Source organism: Cellulophaga sp. BC115SP (genome assembly GCF_009905545.1).
GTDB lineage: Bacteria > Bacteroidota > Bacteroidia > Cytophagales > Spirosomataceae > Flectobacillus > Flectobacillus rivi.
In genome coordinates, this window is record NZ_JAAALB010000073.1 from 1 (window position 1) to 19105 (window position 19105).

Genomic DNA, 19105 nt, shown 5'->3' on the forward strand with positions numbered 1-19105 from the left:
CCCCTAACCCCTAACCCCTACTTTTTAAAAAAATCTGGAATTTTCTCAATAATATTCATAATTTTCTTCAAATAGCGTTTGGTCTCGCCAACGGGCTTGTAGCCTTTCCACGCAGTTTGATTAAGGTAAAAGTCAAAACGCTCTTTATATTTGGGCAAACTATCGTAGGTTTGATACATAGGTTTGCGACCAATAAAGTGAATCAAGTATGGTGGCTCTGGGTATTCGTCTGAGGCAAAGGCATTCCATAATGGACTTAATTCAAGCCAACGATTTGCCATCACGATATTGAGACCGTACTGATCGGGATAATTGGCATATTTTTCATTGTCTTTGATACATTGCACTACCTTTTCTGGACAATTTTCTTGTCTCCATTTCTCAATGTCGATTACCAAAATACCTGTGTTGAAATACTTCGTATCTGGTGAAAATCCTAATTCTTTATAATTGAGAATTCCTCCCCAAGAATTACTGAAGACCAATAGCCGAGGATCGATAACTGCCCCTAATAGATTGTCTCCTAAGTCGATATTCCAGAGTTCTGCTATATCTTTTTCTACAATCATATCTACATCGAGGTAGATAATTTTGTCATATTTTTCTGGAATAAAATAGGGAATAAAAATTCGTGTATGGATATTCTTTGGATAAGAACTACGGTCAAAAGGAATATGTAAATTGTCAGGAATAGCATCATCAAGAGGAATCCAATGTAGTAGCATTTTACTGGCATCCAACGATTGTGTTAGTTTTTTACGACTAGCATTAGATACCTTATCTTCTACAATAAATACTTCAATCAAATCAGAACCTTTATGATTGACTTCGATAGATTTTAAAAGCGCTGCCAACAATACCAAATAATGGTCATCGCAGGCTACAATAATGGCTATATTCGTATTTTTTTCCATGGTTGGAGAATTAAATTCTTGCTAAGAAATAAAAGGGTGTACTCGAAAAAATAGTTGAAATATGGTTATGGGGAAATATTTCTCCAAAAGCCATTAATCAATATCCTATGAGTCATGTGGGGTATGAAGAAATTTTTTCTTGGCTTCACCCATTTTTAAAATCGCACGAATAAAACGGAAAAATAAAGAAGGCAACAACATGATTTCTTTCCATGTAATCAGGCGTTTGAGAAAGTCGGGCGTCGAAATATAGAAAGTAAATAATAGCGTGACTAGCTGCCCCCATGCCAATACTTTAAAGTTAAAATCTCCAGAAAAAATAGATACAAAGGCAAAAAACATCAACATACCCAATAAGATAATTCGAGGAGGTAATAGCGCCTGAAACACTTTATTAGCATAGTCGATATTGCCTTTGAAAAGATGTACCACACCCGAAGCAAAATTCTGTTTTAAATATTTGAATTGTGCCGCAATCCAACGAGTACGTTGTTTTTCAAAAACCTCGGCATTTTGTACTTTTTCGTCATATACAAAAGCATCTTCGATATAGTCAAATACGATACCTCGCTTGAGCAAACGCATTTCGAGTTCTTTATCAAAACCTCCGATTGCATTGATTTCGGACATTACGTCCACAAAAAGAGCATAATCAAAAGCCATTCCTGAGCCAATTAGTGCTGAGGATAGACCCAAAGCTCGATGTCCTTTGCGGAGAATATGATTATTGATTTCCTCACTAATGGCATCCAAAATAGCCGTTGGTGAGTTAGTATTTTTAGCCGTACGATGCCCCTGAACAACCTGATAACCCAAGTCGAAAGTAGCATTGAGTTTGGTAATAAAATCAGTTGCCATGATATTGTCAGCATCCAAAATGAGTGCTATGTCGTATTGCTCCGTTAATTGTGCCATTGCATAATTCAAAGCTTTGGCTTTGGTCGAAGTCTCAAAAGTTACCTCATAAGTGGTAATGGGTAGTTCTCTTAATTGGGCAACTGTTTCTGGTTTGAGTGAATCAGCAATGACAATTACGTCAAAAAGTGCTTTAGGATAATCCTGAATCAAAGCCTTTTTGGCTGATTCCAAAATCACCTTATCTTCTTTGTACGAAGGTAAAAATACGGCAAATTTTCTCTGAGTTTTTGGCGTCCGTGTAGTTGTATTAGCGTTTGTTACTTTACCAGCAATAGCAAATACCAATAAATACAAGGTGAAAATTCCCAAAAGAATCAGAAAAAGAATAGCTAAATTCAGAATGATGCCCATCTGCTTATCGGTTTATAAGTTTGAAAATTTTATATCAAAATGATTAGGAAAATGTTGTATTGTTAGCTTTTGAAGCTTTGCCAGTAGCCATTCAAAAAAGGTTTGTAATATTCGAATTGTCGATTTTTTAAAAAGACTAATAAGTTTTTCGGGATTGATACAAAGGTGAAAAATCCTAAACTAATCAGCCACTGCCAAACCTTAAAGTTGCGTCTCATAAACCAAAGTCTGTTGCGAGTCAGATAAAACATTTTGAGTGGACTGTTACGTCCTGTCGAAACAGATTCTTTATGCAAGACCATTGATTCGGCGACATACCAAACCAAGAAACCATCGTTACGACAGCGTTTACACCAATCCAATTCTTCATAATACAAAAAGTAGTCATCGTGCATAGAACCTGTTTTTTCCAAAACTTTTTTCGAGACAATGACTGCCGCCCCATGTATGTAGGAGGTTGGGCCACTTTTGTCATATTGACCTTCGTCTTTTTGCTTTTTGCCGTAAGGTTCACCCCGCCCTGTAAGCACACTTATTTCGGGTGCACCAGCGTATTGAATCAGATTATCTTCGTAAAAGTATTTGATTTTTGGGCTAGCCATGCCAATCTGTGGGTTACTTTGCATGACTTTTACCAAAGGCTCCAAAAAGTCCTTTGACACCTCTGTATCGTTGTTGAGTAGCAGCAAAAAATCGCCTTTAGCTTGATTGATAGCCAGGTTATTTCCTCCAGCAAACCCAAGATTTTCTTTGCTGTAAATAAACTTTACCCAAGGGTAATCAGGCTCTAATGATTTTACGTCATGTTGCGGGCTACCATTATCCACTACAAAAACTTCGTAATTGGGATAGGTAATTTGATGAAAGGAATCCAAAAACTCGCGGGTGACCTGCGGTTGATTATAGTTCACCGTAATGACCGACACGAGAGGATATGTGGAAAAAGAACTATTCATAAATGGCGGTATTATGGTAGTATTGCGTTAACGTTAAATAGTTTTGGTAAGCTCGAAGCTTACGCTTGGTTAGTATATTTTTGGTAAAGTTCCTCGAGCAACTGATTCAGTTGTAAGCCGCGTTGATGCCACGAATTTTGTTTTGCCATTGCTACTCTCGCCGACTGGCTATCGTCTGAATCCTTTTCTAACAAATTTCTCACTGCTTCAATAAAATGATCTGTATTGGTTGCTATATGAATAGCCTCTCCAAATTCAGCTAATGGGGCAAAATCCGTTGCAACGACACCCAACCCTGCGGCAAGATATTCATTGATTTTCATGGGATAAATCGCTGCGGTTTGCTCATTTTTGACAAAAGGAATAATCCCAATATGAAATTCTTTGAGATATTCCATCAGTGCAGCTGGAGACTTAGCTCCTTCAAATCTAATATTGGATATAGACCTGAGTGGGTCTGTTTGTTCTTTTACCTCCGACATATCATCGAGTACACGTCCTACTATAATGATTTCAGTATCTGGAAATTCGAGAGCCAATCGTTTTAAAATATTGTAATCAATACGTTGATCTATAGTACCAATATAGCCAATCTTTTTCTTTGGATTTTTCTTAGAAAGCGATACAAATGCTTTGTGAAAAAGCTCAAAATCAACTCCATTTTTAACGGTATCTATATGTTTGTTAAAAGGCTTTTTGGAGTTTTGCAATCCCTCCGAAGATACAATCACATGATCGACCATCTTCATATATTGCGCCTCTAATCGTGGTCCGTGGTCTTTAGCCCAATAGCTTGCTCCAATTTCATCATAACAATAATAGGTCTGTATATGTGGTCTGAAACTATCATATAAACCTAGTCCATAACTTGGATTAAAAGCATTGACTACCATGTAATTGTTGCTATTTAAATCCTTCAAGGCTTTTTGTATTGCTCTAGCTTGCCAAAAGGAATTGAAACGCAATAGCTTATCAAACAAGGGCACTTTTTTGATAAAATTAATAGGAAGCACTGGTGGAGTCGACAGTACATAAATCGTTGCCCCGTTTTCTAGTGTAATTCTTCTTAATCGTTTTTTAAACCCTAAAATCCTTGAAACAGGAATGTGAAAAGGATTTTTGAAAATAGCCTGAACAACATCCTTGACCGTGTATTGATAATCGACGTACAGCACCCTTCTGTGAGCAGCTAGTTCACTCATCAATTGAATGGTACTTTTGACGTAATCGCCTTCCCAAGAGGGAAAAGCTACGCAAACAACATCGAACTCCATAAACATTGAGTGGTTTTATAAATACTATTTTACGGTTGAATTTCTTTCTGACGAATAAGCGTTTTGATCGAGTCATGACGTACCGAATCTGGAATTGAGTCTAACTGCGAAGGGTCAATAATGACTGCATCCAAATTAGGGACCAATCTGTTACTTCGCACTTTTGCCAGTGAATCGGCTTGGTTGCCTACCACAAAATCGGTAAACTTTTCGTACTGTGATTCTGGAGTGGTTTTCCAGAATAGATACAAGGCACAAATCCCCACAAATCCCATGGTACCTAAACCAGCGGCGATTTTTATCCAACGATAACGGCGTTTTTGTAATACTCGATAATATCCTAAGCCTTTTCCTTTTTCGGCTTTGATACGAGACTGTTTATTGGCTGCATCAGGAATTTCTACACGTGTTTCTACAAAATCAGACAGTCCATTTTCTGAAAACCATGCACTTTCTTCTTCCTTCTTGAGCATTTCGTACTTCAATTTGACATTCGTACGTTTGCTTTGATGGCGTTTGATGAGTAAATCTTTGAATTTTCTTCTAAACCATGAGCGTACTTTCGGGATTTCACCGATAATACCTTCCAAGAAATCATGTTTTACCTTATTGAGTAGTAAGCCAATCGGGTTTTGGGTATTTTCGGTATAGGTCTGAAAAACATATTGATCGGCACTATCCCACACACGGGTAGAGTCGGCCAAAATCAAGGTAAAGGCCGCTTGTTTGACTAAACTTACAGGAATTGGATGACTGATAAGCGGTGGTAATTCGAAAAAGATATACTCGCAATCGTCAAATGTCTCAGTAATATCCACATCTTGTAAAGAGGTGGTACTCGCAAAATTGCCTCTAAGGGTATACGCATACGAAAAATCACCATCAGCGTAATTATGCGGATTGAGCCAAACAGATTTAGCACCACTTTCATTCAGTTTTGAACATAGTTTACTGATGAAGTAGCTTTTGCCTTCGCCTTTTCGAGTACTACAAAGGAGCACAAGTTTGGGTATTTTAATGTTGTCGCCATTGAGCCTTTTTAGTCTCGAAATACATTGATTAAGCGTATAAGTTTCAATGACGTTAAAAAGAATATTATGTTTTTGTGGATCAACCAATGGCAAAGCTCCTACAAATGGTACTCCAATTTCCTTTTCGGCTTTAATGGGATGTTTGAGGGAATTGTCCAAAAACTCACGACCTATAATCGAGGCAATCACAAAGATTAAACCTGCCATAAATGCCGCCACAATTAAGGTAGAACGTTTGGAAGGTTCTGCCTTGGTTGGATAAATAGGAGGGTCTATCACTCGTAAGTTGATAGACATCATGAGATTTTGTTCTCTAATTTTACTAAGATTTAAGCTTCCTAAAATGCTCAGATACTCTTTTTCAATGACGCCAATTTCTCGTTCATAACGACTAACTGTTGAACCGAGTGGCGCAAAACGGTCATATTTTAAATCATATTCGTGTTTTATGTCTTTCAATATCAAGAGCCTAGCTTGGCTTTTGTCAATAGAAATTGAGGCATTAATCCATTCAGAAAAATACATTTTGGCAGGAATACCTGTTTTGGTATTGCTCAGCTCATAATACTCAATGACATTACTTTTAAACTTGTTTTCGAGCTGATTGATGCGTTCTCTTACTTGTGCAATTTCTTGCTCACGAGGCTTACTTTCAAATTCCATCAAGGTCAATCTTGTTGTATAAAAATTGATGGAATCTCGTAGCGCAGCAAACTTTTTGCTTTTTGCAACAAGGTCGTCCTTGAATCCAATTTTGTTTTCTAAGTCTCTTAAAACAGCTCTATTAGATTCTATTTCAGAAATTAATGCCTGAATACGTTCCTCTAAATCGCCATCTTTTACGGTTACCATTTTGGTTTGTTCGTAGTAGTTGATGATGCGATTTTGGCTTGAAAAATTAGTAAGCTTATCTTCGGAATTTTTGAGTTTGGCACTTACATTGCGAAGCTGTTCTTCAAAATAGGCGACTACATTGCCTGTTTCATGAATTTTGATTTGTTTGTATTTGCCAATGACTACATGCGTAATAAGCTCCAAGGTTTTTTTGACTACAGCAGGGTCGCTGGCTGAGTACGAAATTTGGACCATATCACTATTGTTTTGGCGATTGACGCTAAAACGCGATAAAATGCCTGGACCAGAGTAAATACCTTTTTCGGCAGCCATTAAGACTTTAGCTATTTTGCTCTCAGGCTTAACGATGTCGTCATAAACATTCTGTAGGGTTTTTTCGTACGTAGAATCAGCAAGGGCACGAATTTCTTTTTCAGAAAGTACCTCTCTAAGTTTACCAAAAGTATATTTGCTTGCCACTGCCGAGTCGGGCTTTGTGAGCATGATATGCTGTGCAAGTAGGCGCAATCCTACCTCTTCCATGGAGCTTTTAGACTTCATGGTATTGAATAGGTTATCGAAAGCGTTGCTTACAGTTACGTTGTCGATTTTGGTAGCACCACTAGACTCGATATTATAACCCGATGCCAAACCCGTGTACAAAAGAGAATTGGCTGTATATTCTCGTACTTCATTTTTCGTTAGTCGAAAAACTGTAGCCGCAAGCGTAACTGGTAGAAGAATTACCAACCACTTGAACTCAATTAACAACCGAACAAAGCGAATCAAACTCATAATTTTTAAAATAATCTTTTACCTATCAATACCTCTAATAGCCTCACATTCATGATAAAAGTTTGTTTGGCATTTTCATAACCCACAGCTGCACTCGATGTCGACTCAAGGATTTTTGCCATATCTGCCACATTGATTTGACCTTCGGAAAATTCACGCTCTGCCATTTTTTTGTTGACTAAAGAAGATGTTTTCATCTCAATCGCAATTTTTAGCGCTTCATGAGCGCCCGCAACTGCGTAGTATTTGGCAATCACATCGTTTTTGATTTGGTCAATTGTTAGCTGTTTAGATTCTATGGCAATTTGTTTATCGGCTTTTGCAATTTTGGTAATATTTTTCTGAGTAATAATTGTATTAATCGAAAAGGCTGCCCCAAGAGACAAACGATAGCCATTGTTATAATTTGAAAAAGCTTCTAAATTTCCTGTGGCTTGTTGTACCAAAAGTGATTGATTTCCTGCAGAATAACTCGTTCCTAAGCTAATGCCACTTGTCCAAGATTTTTTCTGAACCATCAATTGTTGGTCGGCTTTGTAGATAATTTGTTCTTGTTGCTTTAGGGCAGGTGAATACTGAATAGCCAACTCTATTATTTCATCAAGTGGAGGCAATTGAAAATCTGTTTCAGGCGATTTAGGTGTTGAAGCTTGAGCAAATGTTTCCCTGTTGCTGAAAAATAGTAGACAGCACACACTCAGAGCAATTGACCAAGTTTTCAACAAAGTAAGTTTTACATTAATCATCATATATTCCAAATTAGTACTTTACGAAGGATTTCTAACTATTTCAGATTTGGGATTTCTGATGTCGGAAATAAGGTTAAATACCTTTATTTTTTACGAAATATAATTGATTACACTTCCGAAATCTAACATCCGATATTCGAAATATACCGTTTTTATAATCCTTCATACAACCCTAATTCCAAGTCAGACATTCTCAGATTGTAATAGTGCAGGGAAGGTCTTTAGGATAATCATCAAATCCATTTTGAAAGAAAAGTTTTTGGCGTATTCTATATCCAATTGAATCCTTTCTTCTTCGGTCATATCCGTTTTGCCTTTTCCTCTTTTGGTTACTTGCCAAAGCCCTGTCAAACCACCTGGGCCTGCAAAGCGATAAATATAGTCATCTGTTGTCAACTTTTCGGCTTCGTACAAGGGTAAAGGTCTATTGCCTACCAATGAAATATCGCCTGTAAAGATGTTGAACAACTGCGGTAATTCGTCGATACTAGTATTTCTCAAAAACTTACCCAAGCGAGTAATGCGAGGGTCATTTTGGAATTTCATAAAAGCAACTTTACTATTTTTTTCTTGTAAATATTGCTTTTCACAAATGCTTTTACCGTCCAAATACATCGATTGCTCGCATTTGACGCCTTTGATACGGCAGGCTTCACACAAGCCATCGCTGGTATTTTCGGAAGGTTTTTCTTTTGAATACATATTCAAATCACCCATGTTTTTGATGAGTTGATCAGCATCAGTGCGCATGGTTCTGAACTTGTATAAATCAAAAATCTTATATCCAGCTCCTACACGTTTGGATTTGTAAACAATCGGACCTTTCGAATCAAGCTTTATTAAAATAGCTACAAGGATTAATAATGGCGAAAGCAACAAAATAGCAGTTCCTGTAGAAAGTATATCGAATGTACGCTTCCACCAAGGAATTTTTACGTCAAGCGCATTAGACTTGGTTTGTTGCATAGCCACGTAGTGTCGTCGGCGTACAAAATAATCTAAGCGCACCAAAAGGTCTCCTTTATCAAATGTACTTGTAAAAACATCATCTCCTTTTTTGGCTACAACCTCTTTGATAAGACCTTGATTTAGGTCGGTAGAAGTGATGATTACTGGCAATGTTTTAGTCCAAGCGTTGTCACGAATCTGCTCCAAAAATTTTAACCCTCCTAGATATTTGCTAATAATCACGGCATCTGGAGCATAACTAGTTTTGAGCAACTCTAAGGCTTCGTCGGGAGACCCAAGTACTTGTACTTGAATGTCTTGTCCAAATTTTTTAAGGAAATTAACTACAACATTTGAATCATTTTCCACAAGGAATACTTTTTTTTGTGGAGGAGCATATTCATAATTTTCCATATCAAATATAAAGTCGGTGGGTTGGCATAATGTGGTTTCAAGAAATATAATGCTGAAAGACTGTGTTTTTATAAAGGTTGCACACGTCGCATAATAGCTCTAATTTTGGCCTGTACTTCCATAGGATTGAAAGGTTTGAGCATAAAGTCATCTGCCCCAATGTTCAGACAATCAATGCGTTCCTTACTTTCGTCGGTACCCGAAAGAATAATGACAGGGATTTGCCCAAAAAGATTGCTTGCCCTTAGAATTTTCAAAAACTCTTTTCCACTTAGGTTGGGCATATTTAAATCGGCAATGATAAAGTCCACATCAAACCCTCCTTCAAGTAAGGAAAGTGCTTCCATTCCGTCACCTTTTACCACTACATTGAAGTCCTTTTTGAGAAAATGCTCTAGGACAATGCGTGTGCTTTGTTCATCATCAACGATTAGTAGTGTCAACTGCTTGCTCATAATATTCATCTTTAGTAAAAACGTACAAAAACGAGATACTCAAATATATTGCCACATTGGTGGGTAGTTGTCCAAGGATTTGGTTGCCGTAGCAGGCTACTAAAATACCGAACATTCCGCTGTACAGCGCCACCAATTTGTCTCGTAACAGACAGGGGGGGATTTTCCAGAGCTTTAATCCGAAATAAATCATAAAGGTGAGTAACATTCCAATGTGCACATAAAGTCCAACTACACCACATTCTGCCCAAATTTTGACATACCAACTATCAAGGGCAGTTACCGCTAAGAATGTGCCAGGAGAAAAGCGCGTTCCCCAAAAACCTGCTGAGCCAATACCTCCACCAATGGGTCTGGATGCTAGATATCCTCTTAGTTTTGCCTGATTAATCAAGCGTAACTGTAATGAGGGGTCATTGGGGTCAAGTCCTGTGCGCATTCGGTTGATTTGGTAATTACTCTGCCCAATTTTGGTAAACTTGAGCATCCCAAAAAACATCACTGCTGCGATGCCACCAATCACCAACATTTTGTAGTTTCTGGACATTCCAAGGTAAGCCATAAATCCTCCCATCACTACAAATAGCGCTCCCCGTGTACCTGAAATGGACATTCCCCACAAACAAAATAGTCCTCCTATGAGGTAAAAAAGCTTAAAGTTGCGATTCCCAAAGGGTGAGAGACTTAATAAAATACAAATCAAGCCTATATGTCCCATGGCTGCACCATATTGCCCTGCATCAGAGTAAAAAGAAAAAACTCTTAGCTTTCCAAACAAGATATGGGTGGTGGCATTGCCAGAGTCCATCCAAGCTTGTTCAAAACGGTCTAGCCCTACAAAAAGCTGTCGAGCACCCCATAACGTAGCTATACAAGAAGCTATCATCCAGATTTTGAGGACTCTGTCTAAATGCTTTTCTGTACGCATAAGTACAATACCTAAAACTACTATTAGGATAAGGTACAAAATCACGGCGCGCATCGCATAAAACCATGCTTCTTTACTTCTAGCTTCGGGGTTGAAAAACTCTAACATACAATACGCACCCCAAACATAAATAGCAATCAGAATGGGGTTGCGTTTCATGTCAGGCCAAGGGTCACCCTCAAAGCCTTTAAAGAACTCAGCGAGTAAAGCTATCACCAAAAATACGTCAATCGATAATCCTAATGGCCCTGCATTGGCGTATCGTCCGACACCATTTACAAAGAAAGAAAACACTAATACTGTATAAAGTCCTAATACTGGATTGCGGAAAATCGCAATCAAATACCCAATCACAAATGGCAATGCAATGATAGTCGCAGCACCCATGATTTGAGTTTTGGCAACAAATACTCCAAGAATAATACCACTAAAGATTATTCCTGATAAATATAAAATTTGTTTGGTTGTAACTCCCATCAAAGCGTAATAATTGATACTTGGTTGCCATAGCTAGTTCCTTGAGAATTAATGGCATAAGCCCGTACATAATAGGCTGTTTTTGAACTTAAGCCCGACAACGCACTGCTAAATGCACCAGCAGAGCCTTGTTTAAAGATTGTTCGCTGATTAGCAGTAGTAGGATTAGGAGTTGTACTCCAACAATGTCCATACTCTGTTACTTCCGAACAGCCAATACTAGAAATCGTACCATTGGCAATCGCACTCTGTGCTGAAATATTATCAATATTGTTAGACACCACTGTTGGTGCTGATTTACAAGATGTTATATAAGTTAATTCATTTCCATAAGATACCCCTGTTGCATTTTTGGCGTAGGCACGGATGACATATTTAGTATTATTGTTCAAACCGCGAAGTTGACTAGTAAAATTTCCTTGAGATAGGGTAGATGTAAGAATGGTACGCTGATTATTGATAGTAGGTGTCGATATCCCCCAGCAATGTCCATATTCGGTAATAGCGGAGGCTCCTTGCGTATTGATAGTTCCTTGAATACTTAAAGTACCTATTGCTTCATCAGTGACATTGCCTGTAGATACACTAGGTAATTGAATAGGTAACGTTTTAAACGTTATTTGGTTTGAATAAGAAGTTTTCAGTCCAATTCTTGAAAAAGCACGTGCATAATACGTGGTAGCAGGCGACAAATCACTTAGGCTACTCGAAAACACTTCTATGGGTGGCTGACCAGAATAACTTACCAAAGAGTCGCGTGTGGTAGGATCACCAGTCTTATTCCAACAAATGCCATAAACATTAATAGAAGCATTACCCAAACTGACAAATTCGGATGTTATAGTGGCATCATAGTCCGTCACGACCCAATTTGGTCTTATCGTCAATTCAGGATAAACAAGTTGGTCTTCCAACTTACAAGCTCCCATGATAAAAATGAGGAGAATTAGCCATGAATATCTTAGCATCTTAAACAAAGTATAGTTCAATAGTTCATTAATTGACAAAAACCTTGCCAAGCCTCAATTACGTACAACACCGAAATTGTTTGAATATACAAAAAATTCAATATTCAGCACCAAAAAGCAGAAAATACTTACAAGTTTAAGTATGATTTTATGATCATTTGAAATACTGAATTACTAGTGAACAAAGGCAGAAATAGTGATAAAATCCGCAATCAGAACACTGCTAATACATACAAAATGGTAGTCGTATTTTTTCTCGTGTTTAAGCCAAGCGTTAACAGTTTTGATGAAAACGTATTTAAGGATTTGTATTGATACTACTTGGGCGATTGGAATGTACTAAACTAAGAATAAATTCAATAGGAGTCCTTATTTGAACTCATAGAGCAGAGGTAACATTAGTCATTTGTTTAATCTAAAATAATACATCCTAGTCTAATTTTAAATCTTTTCATTCAAAAACTAAAACTATAGCTACACAAATTGCCATGTTGTCGCAGTGGAGCAACGTTTTCTATTTTGAGGATGTCTAAAAGGGTATAGAATCACTGCAAACACACTTACCCATGGACCAATTGTTAATCATTATTCAGATTTGCTTATTGATTTTTTCAGTAATATTTGTGTTGAAATCTACACAAAATGCAGAAGAAAAACAGATGAGTGTAAAAGAGAGAAAGCCTGTTGTAGGCTTTAAAGCAAGACACTATTTGACGGTTATTAATAGAAGTCATAGAGAGTAAAAGACTTTCAGACAAAGGTTCATTACATAGCTGAAAATCTTTTACTATTCCGTAATAGTTTTCAGCTAGGACAATATACCTTCTTGGTCAAATGCCTTTCTCATTTTTTCGTGGTCAAATTCCTTTTCATTATTTGCCAAGAAAATAGTAGCAACGCCATTGCCAATAAAATTGGTAATAGCTCGTGCTTCTGACATAAATCTATCGACACCCAGCAACAAGGCTAGACCTTCTACAGGGATAACGTGTACGGCTGTAAGGGTTGAAGCCAGTACAATAAAACCACTTCCTGTAACGCCTGCGGCACCTTTAGAGGTGACCATCAGAATTCCGATAATGGTAAAAATTTGCTCCAAGCTCAAATGTACATTGAATACCTGAGCAAGAAAGATAGTGGCCATCGAAAGGTAAATCGTAGTGCCGTCCAAGTTGAAAGAGTATCCAGCAGGCACTACCAACCCAACTACCGATTTAGCACAGCCCATTCTTTCTAGTTTTTCCATCAATGAAGGTAAGCCTGCTTCGGAAGATGATGTTCCTAATACGATAAGAAGCTCTTCTTTGATGTATTTCAAAAACTTCCAAAGATTTACTTTGTAATGGCGAAGAATAAAAAACAATACAACAAACACAAAAACGCCCATCGTGATATAAACTGTCACCATAAGCTTTGCTAAAGGAATCAGTGTTTTTAGTCCGTACTTCGCAATAGTAAATGCCATACCCCCAAAGGCTCCCACAGGCGCTAATTTCATGACCCCATGCAGACCAGCAAAGATATATTTTGACACTTTCTGAAAAATTTCAATGATTTTATCCTTTCCGCTAACATAATTTAAAACTGAGCCAAGAATGATGGCTAACAACAAAACCTGCAAAGTGCTATTATCCCAAAAGAATTTCATCCAACTAAATTCAGAAGCACCTTTGGTATATTTGGAGATGTCTCCGCCTTTAATAGCGTCGGTCACTACACCGTCTCCGGGACGAATGACATTTGCCACTAGAATGCCTACCAATAAAGCAATTGTAGTTACAATTTCGAAGTATAATAAGGCTTTACCACCTAGTTTTCCTACTTTTTTGAGGTCACCCATACTGACGATGCCTAGGGTAATGGTCAAGAAAATGATAGGATTAATAAATTGCTTAACAATACTAATAAAGATACCGCTCAAAAATTCACTCAAAGTATTGCCAATACTGACTTCATTGCCCAAAAGCTTGAATTTAATTGGGTTTTCAAAAAACTTATAAAGTGCAATTTCTGGAGCAAAATGCCCTAACAAAATACCTGCTGTAATGGCCGTAAGTACCCAGAATGTTAAATTGGTCAGTAGTTTTTTCATAAAATTGGATAGTGATGATATATCTCTTTAAAATAGTTAGTTGCTTGCTTTTGTGCTATTTTCCGCTCTCTTCGTGCCCATTATTTACAAATTTGATTAATTTTTGCACTTTTTTTGCATAGAACACTACAGATATATAAAAAAACTAGTCTTTAGTTAATAAATGATTAGTTGTCAGGAGTTGGTTCTAAATATATTCGGTTGCCTAATTGATGAATTGGGCAATTTTTGAAAAACGGATGCTATTTTTTTCTAATCTGATACAGACCTCTGAAACTCCAAAGTTATTCTCATGGCTTTGATTCAAAAGAATTTGGCGTTTTGGCATTAATCTGCAATTTTTGTATTCTCAAATGTGTTTATTCTGTAGACATATATTTGGGGGTAGGCCTTGCTGGATGCCATTTCCCTAATGTATAAGTCAAAATCTTCTGATTTTTAGAGGTTTCTAATAAAAATCAATCCAGTAAATATCTTAAATATTACAATGGCAGAACATATTAAATGCCTTATTATAGGCTCAGGGCCAGCAGGTTATACTGCGGCAATTTACGCATCACGCGCAGGTTTAGCACCAGTAATGTACCAAGGTAGTCAACCTGGCGGTCAGCTAACAATCACTAATGACGTTGAAAACTTCCCTGGCTATCCAGATGGTATCCAAGGCCCACAAATGATGCAAGATTTAGAAAATCAGGCTCGTCGTTTTGGAACTGATATTCGTTTTGGAATGGCTACTTCTGTAGATTTCTCAGTTTCTCCTAAAAAAGTAGTAATTGACGAAAGCACTGAACTTACTGCTGATGCGGTTATTATCGCAACAGGGGCTTCAGCAAAATGGCTTGGTTTAGAATCAGAAAAAAAATATAACGGTTTAGGAGTATCGGCTTGTGCAGTTTGTGATGGTTTCTTTTACCGTAACCAAGTAGTGGCAATTGTAGGTGGTGGCGATACGGCTGCTGAAGAGGCTACTTATTTAGCTAATATTTGTTCAAAAGTACACATGATTGTTCGTCGTGAAGAGCTACGCGCTTCTTTGATTATGCAAAAACGTGTATTGAACAATCCTAAAATTGAAGTTCACTGGAATTCAGAAACTGATGAGATTTTGGGTGATGCTTCAGGTGTAACAGGTGCTCGTTTGAAAAATGTGAAAACGGGAGAAACGGAAGAACTAACATTGACAGGTTTCTTTGTTGCCATCGGTCACAAACCAAATACAGATATCTTCAAAGACTATTTGAATTTAGACGAAGCAGGATATATCCAGACAATTAAGGGCTCTACAAACACTAATATCGAAGGCGTTTTTGCTTGTGGTGATGCACAAGACAACATTTACCGTCAGGCTGTAACAGCAGCGGGTACAGGTTGTATGGCTGCTTTGGATGCTGAACGTTGGTTGGCTGCAAATGAATTACACTAGTTATGAAATTTTGGGTAGTAAATGCGAATCAGTTCAATAATTACGTTTACTACTCAGATTCCTCGATAACTATAAATACAATACAATGAATATAAGAAGTAATTTTCTTACTGCATTTTTTGTATGTACAGCTATGGTGGCTTGGTCGCAAGAGAAGGGTAGTTTCAAAAATAACCCTAAAATTAAAATCAAGGACAATACTGGACTTTACAAGGAAAAAGAAAAAAAGCAGGACGATTTGCTTGACGAAATGCCCAAACTTCAATTCAGAAATGAATTTGAAGTAGTAGAAAAACAAGCTACAACAACGGCAGGTAGTCAAAAATTTGAACCTGTGAGAGAAGTTAACGCTACTGTAAGTGCTTTTGATACTACATCAATCGATGAAAGAGAGCCTTTAGTGATAGAGATAGAGGAGGAGATGAAACCTTCAGGAAGTGACGACTTTGTAACGGTTGCTTCTTATTTTTCTATTTGGGATACCAACACTATTGACCCTTATGGAATCGATGTCAAAGATTTTGATGATGTAGTTGACCTTGAACTCTTTAACAAAGAACAAGGTCGTTATTGGAGCGCCCCTACCAATGCTCCTAAATTGACTTCACAGTTTGGTCCTCGTTGGGGTCGTTTGCACGCAGGTGTAGACGTAGACCTCGAAACTGGTGACCCTGTGTATTCGGCATTTGATGGTATTGTAAGGGTATCTGGCTACGATGGGGGTGGTTATGGTAACTTCTTGGTAGTAAGACATTACAACGGTTTAGAAACACTCTATGGTCACCTTTCACGTAAAGGATATGAATCAGGAATGTTTGTAAAAGCTGGTGACGAAATTGGGAAAGGTGGTAATACAGGTCGTAGTACTGGTTCACACTTGCACTTCGAAACTCGTTACGAAGGTAACCCTTTCAACCCTACTTATGTGATGAACTTTGCAGGAGAAGGCACTCAGCCAGTATCTGACCACTTGTTGGTTTCGGCACGTGTATTTGATACTTATGGCTTGGCTTTGGGTAACGAATATGGCGATGCTGGTAACAAGGTTGTTACTCGCCGTACTGCATGGACTGTAGCTCGTTCAGGCGATACGCTTTACTCTATTGCTAACCGTGCTGGAATTTCAGTAGAACGTTTAGCGAAAATGAATGGAATGAAGCTAAGCTCAAACTTGCGTGCAGGTCGCCGTTTGCGTATTCATTAGACAAAAGATATTATTGGTTTTAGTATAAAAGCGAGATTACCCATCGGGTAGTCTCGCTTTTTGTTTTCGAAGAATCTAGCATTTCTTTACTTTAACCACTTAACCTTTTTTATTAAGATTTCCTTAGACCAAATAATAAAACGCTTCTATTCTGGTTTTACTTGTATATCACTAATTGAAAACAAATGAATTGTTTATCAGAAAAAACTTACTGATTAGCAAACAGTTTATTGAAAATCAGACCCTAGAGTTAAAGTTTTATGAAAAAAGTATTTTTATTTTCTTTGAGTTTGCTGTGTATTTGTACTGTCGATTCGTTGGCGCAAAATGAAAGTGGGAGATATAAAAAACAGACAAAAATCAATAAACAGACTGTAACTGCACCCGCTAAAACCACCAAACAAGAAGAGTTTCTCCCTCCTTTACAGCTCAAACCAGAATACGAAACTTCTGCTCAACAAAGTGTTACTGATGGTGGACGCAATCCGTACGAACCCATCCGTGCTATCAATTCAACTGTGAGTGCATTTGACACAACGTCGGTGGATGAAGGAGATATTCGTCCAGTCGAGGTGATCGAAACTGTTAAAATCAATGGCTCAGATGATGTAGCTATGGTGGCAACTTATTATTCAATTTGGTCTTCCAAAAATATTGACCCTTATGGAATTAATGTCAAAAACTTTGAAGGAGTAGTTGACATCGAATTGTATAATGATGCGATGGGATATCATTGGTCATCTCCCTTGAACTCTGGTGATATTACTTCCAATTTTGGTCCACGGTCACGACGTTTACATGCTGGTGTTGATTTGGATTTGACTACAGGAGACCCCGTATATTCTACCTTCGATGGGATTATACGAGTATCAGGGTATGATAGTAAAGGGTATGGTAAATATTTTGTCATAAGACATTATAATGGCATCGAAACAGTTTATGGTCACCTTTCTCAGAAAATACTAGAGTCAGGAACTTACGTCAAAGCTGGAGATATTATCGGAAAAGGGGGTAATACGGGAAGAAGTACTGGGTCGCATCTTCATTATGAAACTCGCTATGAGGGAAAAGCTTTTAATCCAACCTATGTATTTTCATTTACAGGAAAAAATACCAAGCCTGTTGATCAGCATGTCATGATTTCGGCAAGGGTGTTTGATACTTATGGTGAGATTTTACCCAACGAGTTTAATGAAAATGTTGAAAATGAAGAAGAGTATCGTACTACTACTTGGGTAACGATTCGAGAAGGAGATACTTTAGCGTCAATTGCCAACTTCGCTAATATTTCAGTTCAACAGCTTACGAAGCTAAATGGGATGAGTGCGTCCACAAAATTGAAGATTGGGCGAAGATTGAGAATCAATTAGTGTGAAAAATTTTAGTGGCAAGTGGATAATGGTCGAATTTTTGATTTATTTTATTTGTTCAAAAGTAATTGAGCGTTAAGCTAACCAATGGCTCAATAAGATTTTTCAAGTAATTCAAAATTGTTAGATAGATACTCCATTAAATGAAATTAGATATTATGGTGATGGCTGCGCATCCAGATGACGCAGAGTTGAGTTGTGCAGGAACAATTTGTTCTCATATTGCCCAAGGCAAAAAAGTGGGTATTGTTGATTTTACCCGTGGTGAGTTAGGTACTCGCGGTACACCCGAAATACGCCAAGCTGAATCAGATGCTGCATCAGCGATTATGGGTATTCATGCACGTGAAAATTTAGGATTCAGAGATGGTTTTTTTGTCAATGACGAAGAACATTTGATGAAGTTAATCCGTGTAATACGTCGTTACAAGCCTGAAACAGTGTTAGCAAATGCTATTTTCGACCGTCACCCTGACCATATCAAAGGCGCTGAGTTAGCGGCAGATGCATGTTTTAAAGCAGGTTTGCGTATGATTGAAACCTTCGAAGACGATGGTACACCACAGACTGCTTGGCGTCCCAAAAATGTTTATCATTACATTCAAGATCGCTATATTCAACCAGACTTTGTGGTAGATATTACGGCTTATTGGGATAAAAAAGAAGCTTCAATTCGTGCATTCAGAAGCCAATTCTTTGACCCTAGTTCAAAAGAGCCAGAATCATATTTGTCTTCCCCAGAGTTTTTGAAATTTACAGAAGCACGTAATCGTGAGATGGGTCATGCCATTGGCGTTACCTTTGGCGAGGGCTTTACGAGTTACAAAAGAATAGGAGTAAAAGACCTTTCGGCGCTGATTTAATCTAAGAATTGTGAATGAGTGAATTAGTAGTGTACGAAGGATTACAAAAACTGTTTATTTCGGCTTCCCTTGAAAATTACTTTTTCCTGCGAAGGCCTACAAAAAATCCACTCAAATACGGGTGGATTTTTTATTTTA

General features: G+C 37.8%; 16 protein-coding genes. 5 read left to right on the top strand and 11 right to left on the bottom strand.

Features of this window, described 5'->3' with window-relative positions:
- Positions 1-17: 17 nt before the first annotated feature.
- From GVN22_RS25580 to GVN22_RS25625, 10 genes are all read right to left on the bottom strand, one after another.
- A complete protein-coding gene (locus tag GVN22_RS25580; protein ID WP_166553852.1) occupies positions 18-914 on the bottom strand; it encodes a glycosyltransferase family 8 protein in 897 nt (298 codons plus the stop codon).
- A 105-nt stretch (positions 915-1019) separates the two neighbouring features.
- The gene (locus tag GVN22_RS25585; protein WP_166553853.1) at positions 1020-2183 is read right to left on the bottom strand and encodes a glycosyltransferase family 2 protein; all 1164 of its coding nucleotides are present in this window, start codon (positions 2181-2183) and stop codon (positions 1020-1022) included.
- Positions 2184-2245: 62 nt separating this feature from the next.
- Positions 2246-3139, bottom strand: coding sequence for a glycosyltransferase family 2 protein (locus GVN22_RS25590; protein WP_166553854.1), 894 nt, complete (start codon positions 3137-3139; stop codon positions 2246-2248).
- Between the two features lie 59 nt (positions 3140-3198).
- A complete protein-coding gene (locus GVN22_RS25595; RefSeq protein ID WP_166553855.1) occupies positions 3199-4413 on the bottom strand; it encodes a glycosyltransferase in 1215 nt (404 codons plus the stop codon).
- Positions 4414-4442: 29 nt separating this feature from the next.
- Complete coding sequence (locus GVN22_RS25600; RefSeq protein WP_166553856.1) at positions 4443-7073, bottom strand: hypothetical protein; 2631 nt, start codon at positions 7071-7073, stop codon at positions 4443-4445.
- Positions 7074-7078: 5 nt separating this feature from the next.
- Positions 7079-7822, bottom strand: coding sequence for a TolC family protein (locus GVN22_RS25605; RefSeq protein ID WP_166553857.1), 744 nt, complete (start codon positions 7820-7822; stop codon positions 7079-7081).
- A 183-nt stretch (positions 7823-8005) separates the two neighbouring features.
- Entirely contained in the window at positions 8006-9184 is a 1179-nt protein-coding gene (locus tag GVN22_RS25610) for a sugar transferase (protein ID WP_166553858.1), read from the bottom strand.
- A 68-nt stretch (positions 9185-9252) separates the two neighbouring features.
- A complete protein-coding gene (locus tag GVN22_RS25615; RefSeq protein ID WP_166553859.1) occupies positions 9253-9639 on the bottom strand; it encodes a response regulator transcription factor in 387 nt (128 codons plus the stop codon).
- Entirely contained in the window at positions 9608-11044 is a 1437-nt protein-coding gene (locus tag GVN22_RS25620; RefSeq protein ID WP_166553860.1) for an O-antigen ligase domain-containing protein, read from the bottom strand. Before GVN22_RS25620 ends, GVN22_RS25615 begins: the two co-directional genes overlap by 32 nt.
- Positions 11044-12012, bottom strand: a complete 969-nt coding sequence (locus GVN22_RS25625) for a hypothetical protein (protein ID WP_166553861.1) — start codon at positions 12010-12012, stop codon at positions 11044-11046. Before GVN22_RS25625 ends, GVN22_RS25620 begins: the two co-directional genes overlap by 1 nt.
- A gap of 566 nt (positions 12013-12578) precedes the next feature.
- On the opposite strand from GVN22_RS25625, the gene GVN22_RS25630 reads away from it, so the two are divergent.
- Complete coding sequence (locus tag GVN22_RS25630) at positions 12579-12755, top strand: hypothetical protein (RefSeq protein ID WP_166553862.1); 177 nt, start codon at positions 12579-12581, stop codon at positions 12753-12755.
- Positions 12756-12820: 65 nt separating this feature from the next.
- Here the strand turns inward: GVN22_RS25630 and GVN22_RS25635 are convergent, their stop codons facing one another.
- Complete coding sequence (locus GVN22_RS25635; RefSeq protein ID WP_166553863.1) at positions 12821-14104, bottom strand: cation:dicarboxylate symporter family transporter; 1284 nt, start codon at positions 14102-14104, stop codon at positions 12821-12823.
- A gap of 481 nt (positions 14105-14585) precedes the next feature.
- On the opposite strand from GVN22_RS25635, the gene trxB reads away from it, so the two are divergent.
- The 4 genes from trxB to bshB1 all read left to right on the top strand — a co-directional run bounded on the left by trxB (position 14586) and on the right by bshB1 (position 18967).
- Positions 14586-15530, top strand: coding sequence for a thioredoxin-disulfide reductase (gene trxB / locus GVN22_RS25640; protein WP_370520484.1), 945 nt, complete (start codon positions 14586-14588; stop codon positions 15528-15530).
- 85 nt (positions 15531-15615) lie between these two features.
- Positions 15616-16734: a peptidoglycan DD-metalloendopeptidase family protein gene (locus tag GVN22_RS25645; protein ID WP_095161696.1), complete on the top strand. Its 1119-nt coding sequence runs from the start codon at positions 15616-15618 to the stop codon at positions 16732-16734.
- 260 nt (positions 16735-16994) lie between these two features.
- Positions 16995-18104, top strand: a complete 1110-nt coding sequence (locus GVN22_RS25650) for a peptidoglycan DD-metalloendopeptidase family protein (RefSeq protein WP_166553865.1) — start codon at positions 16995-16997, stop codon at positions 18102-18104.
- 143 nt (positions 18105-18247) lie between these two features.
- Entirely contained in the window at positions 18248-18967 is a 720-nt protein-coding gene (gene bshB1 / locus GVN22_RS25655) for a bacillithiol biosynthesis deacetylase BshB1 (RefSeq protein WP_166553866.1), read from the top strand.
- The last annotated feature ends 138 nt before the right edge of the window (positions 18968-19105 follow it).